Origin of the sequence: Streptococcus sp. CCH8-C6 (assembly GCF_001557225.1) — a bacterium.
Taxonomy (GTDB): Bacteria; Bacillota; Bacilli; order Lactobacillales; family Streptococcaceae; genus Streptococcus; species Streptococcus sanguinis_C.
The window spans coordinates 98,045-109,910 of record NZ_LSJN01000064.1 but is presented as its reverse complement, the minus strand read 5'-3'; the positions used below and the strand labels follow the sequence as shown (position 1 = coordinate 109,910).

General features: G+C 43.3%; 13 protein-coding genes. 5 read left to right on the top strand and 8 right to left on the bottom strand.

Annotated features, from left to right (window positions below; genetic code table 11):
- The first annotated feature begins 409 nt into the window (after positions 1-409).
- From AX677_RS06985 to AX677_RS06970, 4 genes are all read left to right on the top strand, one after another.
- The gene (locus tag AX677_RS06985) at positions 410-1,405 is read left to right on the top strand and encodes a PTS sugar transporter subunit IIB (RefSeq protein WP_060976625.1); all 996 of its coding nucleotides are present in this window, start codon (positions 410-412) and stop codon (positions 1,403-1,405) included.
- Positions 1,406-1,449: 44 nt separating this feature from the next.
- On the top strand, positions 1,450-2,256 hold the full coding sequence (locus tag AX677_RS06980; protein WP_002893578.1) for a PTS mannose/fructose/sorbose transporter subunit IIC: 807 nt from the start codon (positions 1,450-1,452) through the stop codon (positions 2,254-2,256).
- An 18-nt stretch (positions 2,257-2,274) separates the two neighbouring features.
- Complete coding sequence (locus AX677_RS06975) at positions 2,275-3,216, top strand: PTS system mannose/fructose/sorbose family transporter subunit IID (RefSeq protein ID WP_002893579.1); 942 nt, start codon at positions 2,275-2,277, stop codon at positions 3,214-3,216.
- 70 nt (positions 3,217-3,286) lie between these two features.
- Positions 3,287-3,649 (top strand): DUF956 family protein, encoded by a 363-nt coding sequence (locus AX677_RS06970; protein ID WP_060976624.1) that lies wholly within the window; start codon positions 3,287-3,289, stop codon positions 3,647-3,649.
- A gap of 187 nt (positions 3,650-3,836) precedes the next feature.
- Here the strand turns inward: AX677_RS06970 and AX677_RS06965 are convergent, their stop codons facing one another.
- From AX677_RS06965 to AX677_RS06955, 3 genes are read right to left on the bottom strand one after another with little or no spacing between them, the layout of a single operon-like run.
- Complete coding sequence (locus AX677_RS06965; protein WP_060976623.1) at positions 3,837-4,469, bottom strand: GNAT family N-acetyltransferase; 633 nt, start codon at positions 4,467-4,469, stop codon at positions 3,837-3,839.
- A gap of 13 nt (positions 4,470-4,482) precedes the next feature.
- Positions 4,483-5,061: an NAD(P)H-dependent oxidoreductase gene (locus AX677_RS06960; protein WP_060976622.1), complete on the bottom strand. Its 579-nt coding sequence runs from the start codon at positions 5,059-5,061 to the stop codon at positions 4,483-4,485.
- Entirely contained in the window at positions 5,054-5,611 is a 558-nt protein-coding gene (locus tag AX677_RS06955; protein ID WP_060976621.1) for a TetR/AcrR family transcriptional regulator, read from the bottom strand. Before AX677_RS06955 ends, AX677_RS06960 begins: the two co-directional genes overlap by 8 nt.
- Positions 5,612-5,921: 310 nt before the next feature.
- On the opposite strand from AX677_RS06955, the gene serS reads away from it, so the two are divergent.
- Positions 5,922-7,199 carry a serine--tRNA ligase gene (gene serS, locus AX677_RS06950; protein ID WP_060976620.1) on the top strand — a complete coding sequence of 426 codons (1,278 nt, stop codon included), beginning with the start codon at positions 5,922-5,924 and terminating at the stop codon, positions 7,197-7,199.
- Between the two features lie 120 nt (positions 7,200-7,319).
- Here serS and AX677_RS06945 read toward each other — a convergent pair whose 3' ends face one another.
- The 5 genes from AX677_RS06945 to accD all read right to left on the bottom strand — a co-directional run bounded on the left by AX677_RS06945 (position 7,320) and on the right by accD (position 11,771).
- Positions 7,320-8,237 carry a TDT family transporter gene (locus tag AX677_RS06945; RefSeq protein ID WP_060976619.1) on the bottom strand — a complete coding sequence of 306 codons (918 nt, stop codon included), beginning with the start codon at positions 8,235-8,237 and terminating at the stop codon, positions 7,320-7,322.
- A gap of 72 nt (positions 8,238-8,309) precedes the next feature.
- The gene (locus AX677_RS06940) at positions 8,310-9,374 is read right to left on the bottom strand and encodes an acyl-CoA dehydrogenase family protein (RefSeq protein WP_060976618.1); all 1,065 of its coding nucleotides are present in this window, start codon (positions 9,372-9,374) and stop codon (positions 8,310-8,312) included.
- Between the two features lie 18 nt (positions 9,375-9,392).
- Complete coding sequence (locus tag AX677_RS06935; RefSeq protein WP_060976617.1) at positions 9,393-9,941, bottom strand: carboxymuconolactone decarboxylase family protein; 549 nt, start codon at positions 9,939-9,941, stop codon at positions 9,393-9,395.
- A gap of 199 nt (positions 9,942-10,140) precedes the next feature.
- On the bottom strand, positions 10,141-10,911 hold the full coding sequence (locus AX677_RS06930) for an acetyl-CoA carboxylase carboxyl transferase subunit alpha (protein ID WP_004185500.1): 771 nt from the start codon (positions 10,909-10,911) through the stop codon (positions 10,141-10,143).
- Positions 10,908-11,771: an acetyl-CoA carboxylase, carboxyltransferase subunit beta gene (accD, locus tag AX677_RS06925; protein WP_060976616.1), complete on the bottom strand. Its 864-nt coding sequence runs from the start codon at positions 11,769-11,771 to the stop codon at positions 10,908-10,910. The genes AX677_RS06930 and accD overlap by 4 nt, the downstream gene beginning before the upstream one ends.
- Positions 11,772-11,866: the final 95 nt, after the last annotated feature.

Genomic DNA, 11,866 nt, shown 5'->3' with positions numbered 1-11,866 from the left:
TGGGCAGACTTGATATTATTTAGAAACTTTTGCCATTATAGAGGGAGACTAAAGACATAAGATGCGATTTTTTGTCTTTGGTCCTCCTCTTTTTTTTTTGATAAACAAACACTTTCTCAAACACGATTCTTTTCTTTCATTTCAAAAGTCTCTTTCATATTATTTCAATATTTTTTCATATATTGACCTATTGTATTTTCTGTTTTCCTAATTTATTAAAACATTTCTATAGCTATGGTTTGCTTATACCTATATTTATCAGGTTTTCAGCAAATACTGACATTTTTGAAAGAAAAAGTCGTTTTTAGGAACAAACGCTTGCATTTTTCATGAAAACGTTTTATAATAAACTTGCCTTAAAGTTTTCTTAAAACTTAAGTCAAACATTTTATAAGGAGGAATGTCAATAATGAGTATCGGAATCATTATTGCTAGCCACGGTGAATTTGCTGCTGGTATTCATCAATCAGGTTCTATGATTTTCGGTGAGCAGGAAAAAGTACAAGTTGTTACTTTCATGCCCAACGAAGGACCAGATGATCTCTATGCAAAGTTCAATGACGCTGTGGCTTCGTTTGATGCGGACGATGAAGTGTTGGTCTTGGCTGACCTTTGGAGTGGCTCTCCATTCAACCAAGCTAGCCGTGTCATGGGTGAAAATCCAGACCGCAAGTTCGCTATCATTACAGGCTTGAACCTGCCTATGCTGATTCAAGCTTATACAGAAAGGATGATGGATGCCAACGCCGGCGTTGAAGCTGTTGTTGCTAACATCATCAAAGAAGCCAAGGAAGGAGTCAAAGCTCTGCCTGAAGAGCTGAACCCTGCTGTTGAAGAAGCAAATGCTCCTGCTGCAGCTGCTCCAGTTGCCCAAGCAGCGATCCCTGAAGGGACTGTAATCGGTGACGGCAAGCTCAAAATCAACCTTGCCCGGATCGACACACGCTTGCTGCACGGTCAGGTAGCAACAGCTTGGACGCCAGATTCAAAAGCAGATCGTATTATCGTTGCTTCTGACTCAGTAGCTCAAGATGAACTTCGTAAAGAATTGATTAAGCAAGCTGCACCAGGTAATGTCAAAGCCAATGTTGTCCCAATCGACAAATTGATTGCTGTTTCAAAAGACCCTCGCTTTGGCAATACTCATGCCTTGATTCTGTTTGAAACTCCTCAAGATGCCCTGCGTGCTATTGAAGGCGGTGTGCCAATCAAGACCCTTAATGTTGGTTCCATGGCTCACTCAACTGGTAAAACGATGGTCAACAACGTACTGTCAATGGACAAGGAAGACGTTGCTACTTATGAAAAGCTGCGTGACCTTGGCGTTGAATTTGACGTACGTAAAGTACCAAATGACTCTAAAAAAGATTTGTTTGATTTGATTAAGAAAGCCAACGTGCAGTAGAATCAAACGTTTTGCTTCTATTAATTTACGAAAGGATTTAGAACATGTCTATTATTTCTATGGTTTTAGTAGTCTTTGTTGCCTTCTTAGCCGGTCTAGAAGGTATCTTGGACCAATTCCAATTCCACCAACCGCTGGTTGCTTGTACCTTGATTGGACTGGTAACTGGTAATTTGGCTGCCGGTGTTATGCTGGGTGGCTCTCTCCAGCTGATTGCTCTTGGCTGGGCTAATATCGGAGCTGCTGTGGCACCTGATGCCGCCCTCGCTTCTGTTGCCGCTGCCATCATCATGGTACTGGGTGGAGACTTCTCAAGCAAAGGAATCGCTGTAGCACAAGGTGTTGCTATTCCGCTTGCTGTTGCTGGTCTCTTCTTGACTATGATTGTCCGCACTTTGTCAGTCGGTTTGGTTCACGGTGCAGATGCTGCTGCGAAAAAAGGAGACATTAAAGGAGTTGAACGCGCTCACTTTATCGCTCTCTTCATGCAAGGAGCACGTATTGCTATCCCTGCAGCACTTCTTTTGATGATTCCTGCTGAGTCTGTTAAATCTGCTCTTGAAGCTATGCCAGCTTGGCTATCAGAAGGTATGCAAATCGGTGGTGGTATGGTCGTAGCCGTTGGTTATGCCATGGTTATCAACATGATGGCAACTCGTGAAGTATGGCCATTCTTCGCTATTGGTTTCGCTTTAGCTGCTGTCAGCGAACTCACTCTGATTGCCCTCGGTGCAATTGGTGTCGCTATTGCCCTCATCTATCTTGCCTTGTCTAAAAAAGGCGGAAATGGTGGCGGTGGAGCAACAGCTTCATCTAATGATCCAATCGGCGACATCCTAGAAGACTACTAAGAAAGGGGACACACTATCATGACAGAATTAAATACTGTAAAACCTGATGAGTCAGGAAAATTGACTCTTTCAAAGGCTGACCGTCAAAAAGTTTGGTGGCGTTCTACTTTCTTGCAAGGCTCTTGGAACTACGAACGTATGCAAAACTTGGGCTGGGCTTATTCACTGATTCCAGCTATTAAGAAGCTTTATACTAAAAAAGAAGATCAAGCTGCTGCTCTTGAGCGTCACTTGGAATTCTTCAACACTCACCCATATGTAGCAGCTCCAATCATCGGAGTTACACTTGCGCTTGAAGAAGAAAAAGCAAATGGTGCAGCAATTGACGATGCGGCTATCCAAGGGGTTAAAATCGGTATGATGGGACCTCTGGCTGGTATCGGAGACCCTGTCTTCTGGTTCACAGTTCGTCCTATCCTTGGAGCACTTGGTGCATCTCTTGCTTTGACTGGAAATATCATTGGGCCACTTATCTTCTTCTTAGCTTGGAATGCTATCCGGATGGCTTTCCTCTGGTACACACAAGAATTAGGCTACAAGGCTGGTTCTGAAATTACTAAAGACATGTCTGGTGGTATCCTTCAGGACATTACCAAAGGTGCTTCAATTCTAGGTATGTTTATCTTGGCTGTTCTGGTTGAGCGCTGGGTATCTATTAAGTTTGTCTTTAATGTTTCATCTGTTAAGCTAGATGATAAAGCATATATCCATTGGGACAAATTGTCTAGTGGCTATAAGGGTATCCAAGAAGCCTTTGCTCAAGTAGGTCAAGGACTATCTCAAACCCCTGAAAAAGTTACAACTTTCCAACAAAACTTGGATTCCTTGATTCCTGGTTTGATGGGACTGCTTCTAACTTTCGCTTGTATGTGGTTGCTTAAGAAAAAAGTATCCCCTATCACTATCATCATCGCCCTCTTCGTAGTTGGTGTACTAGCTCACGTTGCTGGTTTGATGTAATCAAAAAGAAGGTTTCGGCCTTCTTTTTATTGTGGTATAATAGCTATATTATTTAAAAGGGAGTTACTCTATGGCACAGTCACAAAACAAAACAATTGAGTTTAATACCACTGGCGTTTCCTATCTTGGATTAGGCGGAAAGGTTGGGAAAATTTTAATCGGCGAGACAGCTCTGGAGTTTTATGCGGATGCCAATGTAGAAGATTATATTCAGCTGCCTTGGACTAGCATCACTACTATCGGTGCTAATGTTTCTGGCAAAAGAGTCAGCCGCCACTTTGAAATCTGGACTGACAAGGGAAAGTTTCTCTTTGCCTCCAAAGACTCTGGTAAGATTCTCAAAATTGCGCGAGAACATATCGGCAACGACAAAGTTGTGAGATTGCCGACTCTGTTACAGAAAATTACTGGAATCTTTAAGAAGAAAAAATAGGGTTGAAAAAGTTTCAACCTTATTTTTTATATTTTCGACTAAGACAAAAGCTATTTGTATCAGCAAAATGGAGCTAGCACAAAAAATTGAAAAGTCAAACAGGTTTGAGAATGCACTATTTCAGTCCCTTGAAATGATGGGGTGGGGTAAGCTGACATTATTAATGCAAGACCGCATCATTAGATCTTCAAAAAGTATAAACATCAGCTATTTTTTTCTCAAAAGTCCATGTCTTGACACCTTCAACATCACGGACATCTAGTTGTTTAAATCCGTTCTTTTTGTAAAAACGACAGTTGCTTTCTGTATGAGTAATTAAAGTAAGCCGCTGGCATTTCTCTTCTTTTGCAAGCAACTCAAGTCCCTTTGAGATAAAAAGACCGCCAACTCCCTGTCCTTGATAATCAGGTAGCACCCCCAGCAATTCAAGATAAAGAGTTGAACTACCCCTTTTCTTAGCTTCTTTACTGCCCTCCCCAAAGACTTTTTGAAAAGCTAAAAGCTGAGGAATATATTGCCACATCCTCCATGCTCCTGCCCGCAAAAATGAAAGCATACCGACAGGATGATTACCGAGCTTATGAATAGTAGCGACCCCCATAAGACGCCCGTCCACTTCAGCAAGCAGGCAAATATGATGACGCATCGCTGCCTTAACCATAACTGCATGCAATCTATTTAGAAAATCAATATAAGACTGGCTACTGCCAAAGAGAGGACGAAATTTTTTTCTGTAGATCTCATGCTCAGCAAAAGCAGCAGTTAAAACTGAGACTGCAGCAGCAAGATCTCGTTCATCTGCTCTTCGAAAACGAATCATGATAGCTACCTCTTCAAATCTTTTCTGCTAATTTTTCTAAAAAAGCCTGCCGTTTTTCAGCTGTAGACTGAGAAATATTCCCGAAATTCAACCAACGTCGCTGTCTAGCACCGATAGACTTAAAGGTATGGCCCAACATGGCTTTCTTGACGACATCACCACAGAAATACTTAAGATAGAAGGTCGGTGCTGCAGAGGTAGTAATGGCCAATACCTCTTTAATATTTGTCAGACGACCAACTAACTGGCGAGTTTTGCTCTCCTCGTAAATCTTATTTTTCAAAAAGACCTTATCTTCAAAGCCCTTGACAATAGCTGGCATATCCGCCCACCAGATAGGAAAAATCATGATAAGGCGGTCACAGGACGCAAGGGCTTCCTGATATTTTAAAACCAGTGGGTCTAGTGCCTGCCCTTTATTAAAAAGCGCTAGCTCTTCCTTGGTATAGACAGGATTAAAACCATCCTCGTAGAGATCAATCAGTTCATAGGTCTGACCTTTCTTCTCCAACAAGTCCTGAACCTGCTCTAAAATAGCATGGTTAAAGCTTTTATCATAGGGATGTGCATAAACAATGAGATTTTTAAACATGTTTGTAACCTCCTAGTAAATCATTGAACATTGAGCGATAGACTTCCTCATCAAAAGGCTCCAAGCCTTTGGCAATAAAATGACCATAGCCTGTGATGAAGGTGTCCAGCTTGAGCAAAAGAATCTTTTTCTCTTTCTGACTCTCAATAGGCAGCTGATCCAGATAAACCACTGTCTTATTCCCGATTTCCAGAAGCTCACCTTTCCGGTAAGCCTCTGTCGCTACAGGGCTGAAAAAGAGAAAATCCATTATCTGACTGTTGGTCTTGTATTCCGATAAAAGAAAGAGTCCTATCTGCCAAATGCAATCCAGAGGATCAGAGACTCCATCTAGATACTGCTCCTCTAAACGCTTAAGCTGCTTCTGGTTTTCCAAAAGACAGACCTGATAGTAAAGTTCCTCCTTATTCTCAAAAGCCTTGTAGAAAGCACCAGTCGTAACCCCCAGCAGAGATGCCAGTTTCCTTAGGGGGATATTCTGATAGCCATACTCTCTGATAAGCTGGCTTGCCTTTTCAATCATACGGTCACGCGTTGTTTGTTTTACCATAAGAACTCCTTTAGATAACTATGTTACCTTTATCTAAAGATAACATAGTTATCTTTTTCTGTCAAGATTTTTCCCATCCTGGGATTTACATTTTCCGGAAAATCCTGTATAATAGTCGAAACGGATAAGTACTATTGGGCACTTTTCAGAAAGTCTGCGGTGGCTGTGAGCAGATAAGGAGAAAATAGGAAATTCTACCGTTAGTTTAAAAATGAATAATTAAGCAAGTGCACTTTTGTGAAGTTGGATGGAACCGCGGCTCTGTCGCTCCAACAGTTTCATAAAGTGCTTTTTATTTTTGGAGGTACCTATGTTAGATTTAAAACGCATCCGTACAGACTTTGATTCTGTCGCTGAAAAATTAGCTACGCGAGGTGTTGACGCTGCTACCCTTAACCAAATGAAAACCATTGACAAAGAACGCCGGGATTTATTGGTAAAGGTCGAAGAACTCAAAGCAGAGCGCAATACTGTTTCTGCTGAGATTGCTCAAGCTAAACGCAACAAAGAAAATGCAGATGACAAGATTGCTGCCATGCAAAAACTCTCTGCTGAAGTCAAGAACTTAGACGCAACCTTGGCTGAACTGGATGCTAAGTTGACTGAATTCACTACTACTCTACCTAACATTCCACACGAAAGTGTTCATGTCGGAGCAGACGAGGACGAAAATGTCGAAGTTCGTCGCTGGGGGACACCGCGCCAATTTGACTTTGAAGCTAAAGCTCACTGGGATTTAGGTGAGGATTTGGACATCTTAGACTGGGAGCGTGGGGCAAAAGTTACTGGTGCTCGCTTCCTCTTCTATAAGGGCTTGGGAGCAAGACTTGAGCGTGCTATCTACAATTTTATGCTGGACGAGCATGGCAAAGAAGGCTACATAGAAGTCATCACTCCCTACATGGTCAACCATGATTCTATGTTTGGGACAGGGCAATATCCTAAGTTCAAAGAAGATACGTTTGAGCTAAGCGATACCAACTTCGTTCTGATTCCAACTGCTGAAGTTCCACTGACCAACTACTACCGAGATGAAATTTTGGATGGAAAAGAATTGCCAATCTACTTCACAGCTATGAGCCCATCATTCCGCTCCGAAGCTGGCTCTGCTGGTCGTGACACGCGCGGTCTCATTCGTTTGCACCAATTCCACAAGGTTGAAATGGTGAAATTTTCTAAGCCAGAAGAATCTTATCAAGAGCTGGAAAAGATGACTGCCAACGCTGAAAACATCCTGCAAAAGCTGAATTTACCTTACCGAGTTGTAGCACTCTGTACTGGAGATATGGGCTTCTCAGCTGCTAAAACCTACGACTTGGAAGTTTGGATTCCTGCTCAGAACACCTACCGTGAAATCTCTAGTTGCTCTAACACAGAAGATTTCCAAGCCCGTCGAGCTCAAATTCGCTACCGTGACGAAGCAGATGGCAAGGTCAAACTCCTTCATACTCTCAACGGTTCTGGACTAGCTGTCGGACGTACGGTGGCAGCTATCTTAGAAAATTACCAAAATGAAGATGGTTCTGTGACTATCCCAGAGGTTCTGCGTCCGTATATGGGTGGATTAGAAGTCATCGCACCAAAATAAAAAGCAGATTCTCCTGATACTTTGCCTATATCATTAGGTCTAAATGCAGACTTATTTTGCTAAAATTAAAAAAATCCGAGTTCAACTCAGAGAAAATCAAAAACTGATTTTCAAAGAGTATCATCTCGGATTTTTTGTTATCTTTCTGGCTCGCAATGAGAGTGTATAGTAAAAACAAACATAAAGGACAATTACGAAAGCTAGCAAAGCTTCAGCATGACTTAGCCAAACAAGCCAGGTCCAACCTAGATAATCAATTCCCAGTTTCAGGGCAAAAGCTGTATTGACAAGAGGAAAGGTCAAGGCTGACCAGCTAAGCTGAGGTCCCAATCGGAAAATGCGAGGTAAGAGGCATAGGACCAAGAGATAAAAGGCTTGTGATAAGAGGAGCAGCAAGGCAACAAACCAACCTTCAGCATCAGAACCAGCCAAACGGATATAACTTCCCAGCAGGAGCGAGAAAGGTGCACAATAAATGGCCCACTGGGGCTTTAAAGCATCAGGTAGCCTTTGTGACCGCCTAGCTCTGTAAAATAAGGGATAGAGAATCAAACTCAGTAGCAGAGCAAAAAACCAAGCTACATAGCCTAAAAGCGGCTGATGAACTACACCCTGGGTCAAGCTTGCCATGGCTAATCCAACATATAAGACCGTCCAGCTCGGGGTCAAAGATAATCCCTTGGCTTTAAGCACATACTTCCAAGTAAAGATAGCTATTAGAAAAATATGCAGCAGCAAGGCTATATACCAAAGAAACTGACCCATCCAAAGTAAACCAAGCTTGTTTAGGTAAGAAGCTAAGAGCATACTAGCCATAGGATAAGTCGCAAAGCTCGATAAGAAAGGAGCCTTTTGCAAATCCTGCCAATAGTCCGAAAATGACAGTACTAAAGCCAGTGTCAGATAAATCCAAAGTATCAAAGCTAGACTATTCAAGAAGTGGAAAAAGATAGAATGGTAGTTTAGTAAAAGATTACCTAGGCCAAACAGGCCTAGAATCAACCCAGATAAGAGAATGGGCGGTCGTTTACTGTTCACGAAGCAACTCCTTTATAGTAATATCTCAAAGCTCCTTTTCAATGACAATCAGACGTTTGTTTGCCATCATTTCTATGAAACTTCTAAAATATGCCGCAGCTGGACTGCACTCGGTGAGACAATGGGAAGAAATGCTCCTTCGTTCCAACGACGGATAAAGCCAGAAGTCGAATTACTCAAGTATCCTCTGCCTCCACTAGCCTGCAGCTCCAAGAGCAGACTTTGAGCTACCACATCAACTATATCAATTCGCAGCTGAAAGAGCTCCTTAGGACGCTCAACAAAATAACCAGGCTGGAGGAGACCTCTATAGAGCTGATCCTGGATTTCAGTCAGAGCAGCCACTTGCTCCTCCCACTCCTCTCTCAAAATGGAGCGGACTGACAGATTGGCTTCGACCTCTGCCAAAGACTTCTCTGCTAGGCCAAGAGCCAGACCAAACTGATAACCTAGAAAAGCTGGGCGATTTTCTGCCAAAAAGGCCTGGGCATCTTGTGCAAGAATCCATTCCTCTTGCAAAGGCACATGGTTAAAAGTCAGGGCAGCTGTATTTCCCCCTTGCAAGGATACAAACTCTAAATCCGCTGAACGGGAGAAATTCTCAGCGTCAGACGGCACAGCCAGAACCAGCGGCTGGCGGCTCCCGTCTTCGAAACCGGCAACAAATATGCTGAGGAAGCGATCCGCGCGAGCATTGGTTACCCAAGGTAGACGTCCCTTGAGATAAAGCTTCCCGTCTTCTTCTACAATAGAGACATTTAACTCCTCTAGGTCCGACAGGAATTTAACGGCATTGGACAGGGCTGTAGCACCTGCATATTCTCCTGACAGGAGCCCTTCCAAATAGTGGTCTCTAAAGTAGGGATTAGAAGACTTTAAAACGTTATCAATAAAGGTCCTTTGCCCCCAAGAGATAAAGGAAGCGGTCAAGGAATGGTGAGCCAGCTCCTTGAGCACTTCAATCACATCGGTATCATTGCCACCTCGGCCTCCCAGCTCTTCTGGAACGCCAACCCTTAAGGCTCCTTCAGCGGCGATACGCTCAATCAGTTGGTTACCCGCTGCACAGGATTCTTTGTCAATTTGGTCAGCGTGATCATCCAACCAGTTGATAAACTCTTCTGAAAAAAATGTCATTTGCCACCTCCTCAAAGACTAGGCATAAGGCTGTAATTCCGGATTAATTGGCGTGTTGGCCAGATTATTGGCATAATTACAGAGGGTCGCAAGGCTAACACCTAGAACTACATCCAGTGCATTCTCATGCGTATAGCCTGCTTCTAGGAAGTCTGACAAAGCCTCATCTCCGACCCGTCCCTTAGTATTAATGACAGCAATAGTAAATTTAGCAAGCGTATCTAACTTCGGATCTGTATCAATCGGAGTACGATTGCGCAGAGCCTCCAAAAGATCATCATTCATTTGAATCTGCTTGATTGAAAAGGCTGTATGACCCGCTACACAGAAAGCACAGCCATTGGTAACTGCAGCCGTAATCTGCACTACTTCACGCTCAGTTGGTGTCAGGCTGTTACGGCGATTGATGGCTCCAACCGTCCGATATGTTTCCAAAGCCGTTGGCGCATTGGCCAAAAGACCGATAAGATTAGGGATGTAGCCACCGTTATCTTTTTGAACAGTTTCCAGGACTTCTTTTACCTCGGTTGGTGCGGACTCAATCGTGTGGATAGTAAATTCTGACATATGAAACCTCATTTCTTTTAATTAGAAACTATCTTAACATAGGACGAGTGGCTTGTATAATATATATTTTATATAAGTCCTATAAAGAGAATATAATTCAATTTTTCAAACTAAAATATATTTCCCTCGTGAGGTAGCTCCACATCAATTTCAAACAAGAATCCGAAACGAGAAAAAGAAGCCTTTTGGCTTCGATATTTTAATATTTCCTGAATCTCTGATAGCGATTTTCCAGTAATTGTTCCAAGGGAAGCTGAGACAGATTATCCAACTCAGCAGCGATTTCTTCTTTCACTGCAGCCAGTAATTCATGGTTGTTAAAGCCTCTTTCGGGAATAACCTTATCCACCACTTCCATCTGCAAGAGCTCATGTGAAGTAATTTTCATCAGTTCTGCCGCTTCCATAGCGCGGCTGCCGTCTTTCCAGAGGATAGAAGCAAAGCCTTCCGGACTGAGAACTGCATACATAGAGTTTTCCAGCATCCAGACCTTGTCTGCTACAGCTAAAGCCAAAGCCCCACCAGAGCCACCTTCACCAATAATAATGGCAATAATCGGTACTTTGAGATTGCTCATTTCCATCAAGTTACGGGCAATAGCTTCCCCTTGGCCACGCTCCTCAGCACCGACACCAGGATAAGCACCTGCCGTATTGATAAAGGTTACCACAGGACGGCCAAATTTTTCTGCCTGCTTCATGAGGCGCAGAGCCTTGCGGTAGCCTTCCGGATGCGGCTGTCCAAAGTTTCGGCGCAAATTATCCTGCAAATTGCGTCCCTTTTGAATACCGACCACCGTTACAGGCTGACCGTTTAGTGTCCCAATACCTCCAATCACTGCACCGTCATCTCGAAAAGAGCGATCTCCATGCAGCTCGACGAAGTTATCAAAAATTCCTTGTGCAAAATCCAGCGCAGTCAAACGAGCCTGATCACGCGCTTCTTTAATAATCCGAGTGATTTTTGTCATGCTTGACCTCCATGGAATGCTAATAAGGTAGCAAGTGTATCTCTCATGTCACCACGCTTGACGATGGCATCTACAAAACCATGCTCCATGAGAAATTCGGCCTTTTGAAAATCATCTGGCAGCTTCTCACGAACCGTGGACTCAATAACTCGACGTCCGGCAAATCCAACTAGAGCCTGTGTTTCAGCCAGAATAATATCACCTTCCATGGCAAAAGAGGCTGTGACACCACCAGTCGTCGGATCCGTCAAGACGGTCAGATAGAAGAGACCTGCTGCAGAGTGCCGCTGAACAGCCGCAGAGACCTTAGCCATCTGCATCAAGCTCATAATGCCCTCCTGCATGCGGGCACCACCAGAAGCCGTAAACAGAACGACTGGCAATTTATGCTCTGTCGCATACTCAAAGAGACGGGTAATCTTTTCACCCACAACGGTCCCCATAGAAGCCATGATAAAGTTTGAATCCATGATTCCAAGAGCTGTTTTTTGCCCCTTGATGCTAGCCGTCCCAGTCAGAACTGCCTCATCAAGTCCCGTCTTCTCACGAGTAAGAGCCAATTTCTCCTGATAATTAGGGAAGTTCAGAGGATCCTTGGTTTCAATTCCAGTGAACATCTCCTCAAAACTGTTCTCATCCACAGTTAGATTTAAGCGCTCATGAGCAGAAATACGGAAATTATAGCCACAGTTAGGACACACACTGTCATTTCCAAGATCTTTTTGGTAAATGGTATGCTTACAACCTGGGCATTTCGAAAAGAGTTCGTCTGGTACCTCAGGCTTTGCTTGAGGCTTTTCCCGACTCGCTCGATTAGGATTGATACGGATATATTTATCCTTCTTTGAAAACAAAGCCATCGTTTACGTCTTCTCCTTTTCAAGATTTTATACTCAGGCACATCAAACTGCAAGAGCCGCCGTCTTTTTAGTTTACAGAGCAGCTCTTACATGTC

Excerpts from the sequence above, each read along its gene's own strand:
- AX677_RS06935 (WP_060976617.1), bottom strand. The coding sequence starts at position 9,941 with ATGTCAGAATTTACTATCCACACGATTGAGTCCGCACCAACCGAGGTA.
- AX677_RS06965 (WP_060976623.1), bottom strand. The coding sequence starts at position 4,469 with ATGATTCGTTTTCGAAGAGCAGATGAACGAGATCTTGCTGCTGCAGTC.
- AX677_RS06930 (WP_004185500.1), bottom strand. The coding sequence starts at position 10,911 with ATGACAAAAATCACTCGGATTATTAAAGAAGCGCGTGATCAGGCTCGT.
- accD (WP_060976616.1), bottom strand. The coding sequence starts at position 11,771 with ATGGCTTTGTTTTCAAAGAAGGATAAATATATCCGTATCAATCCTAAT.
- AX677_RS06975 (WP_002893579.1), top strand. The coding sequence starts at position 2,275 with ATGACAGAATTAAATACTGTAAAACCTGATGAGTCAGGAAAATTGACT.
- AX677_RS06970 (WP_060976624.1), top strand. The coding sequence starts at position 3,287 with ATGGCACAGTCACAAAACAAAACAATTGAGTTTAATACCACTGGCGTT.
- AX677_RS06960 (WP_060976622.1), bottom strand. The coding sequence starts at position 5,061 with ATGTTTAAAAATCTCATTGTTTATGCACATCCCTATGATAAAAGCTTT.
- AX677_RS06980 (WP_002893578.1), top strand. The coding sequence starts at position 1,450 with ATGTCTATTATTTCTATGGTTTTAGTAGTCTTTGTTGCCTTCTTAGCC.
- AX677_RS06985 (WP_060976625.1), top strand. The coding sequence starts at position 410 with ATGAGTATCGGAATCATTATTGCTAGCCACGGTGAATTTGCTGCTGGT.
- serS (WP_060976620.1), top strand. The coding sequence starts at position 5,922 with ATGTTAGATTTAAAACGCATCCGTACAGACTTTGATTCTGTCGCTGAA.
- AX677_RS06940 (WP_060976618.1), bottom strand. The coding sequence starts at position 9,374 with ATGACATTTTTTTCAGAAGAGTTTATCAACTGGTTGGATGATCACGCT.
- AX677_RS06955 (WP_060976621.1), bottom strand. The coding sequence starts at position 5,611 with ATGGTAAAACAAACAACGCGTGACCGTATGATTGAAAAGGCAAGCCAG.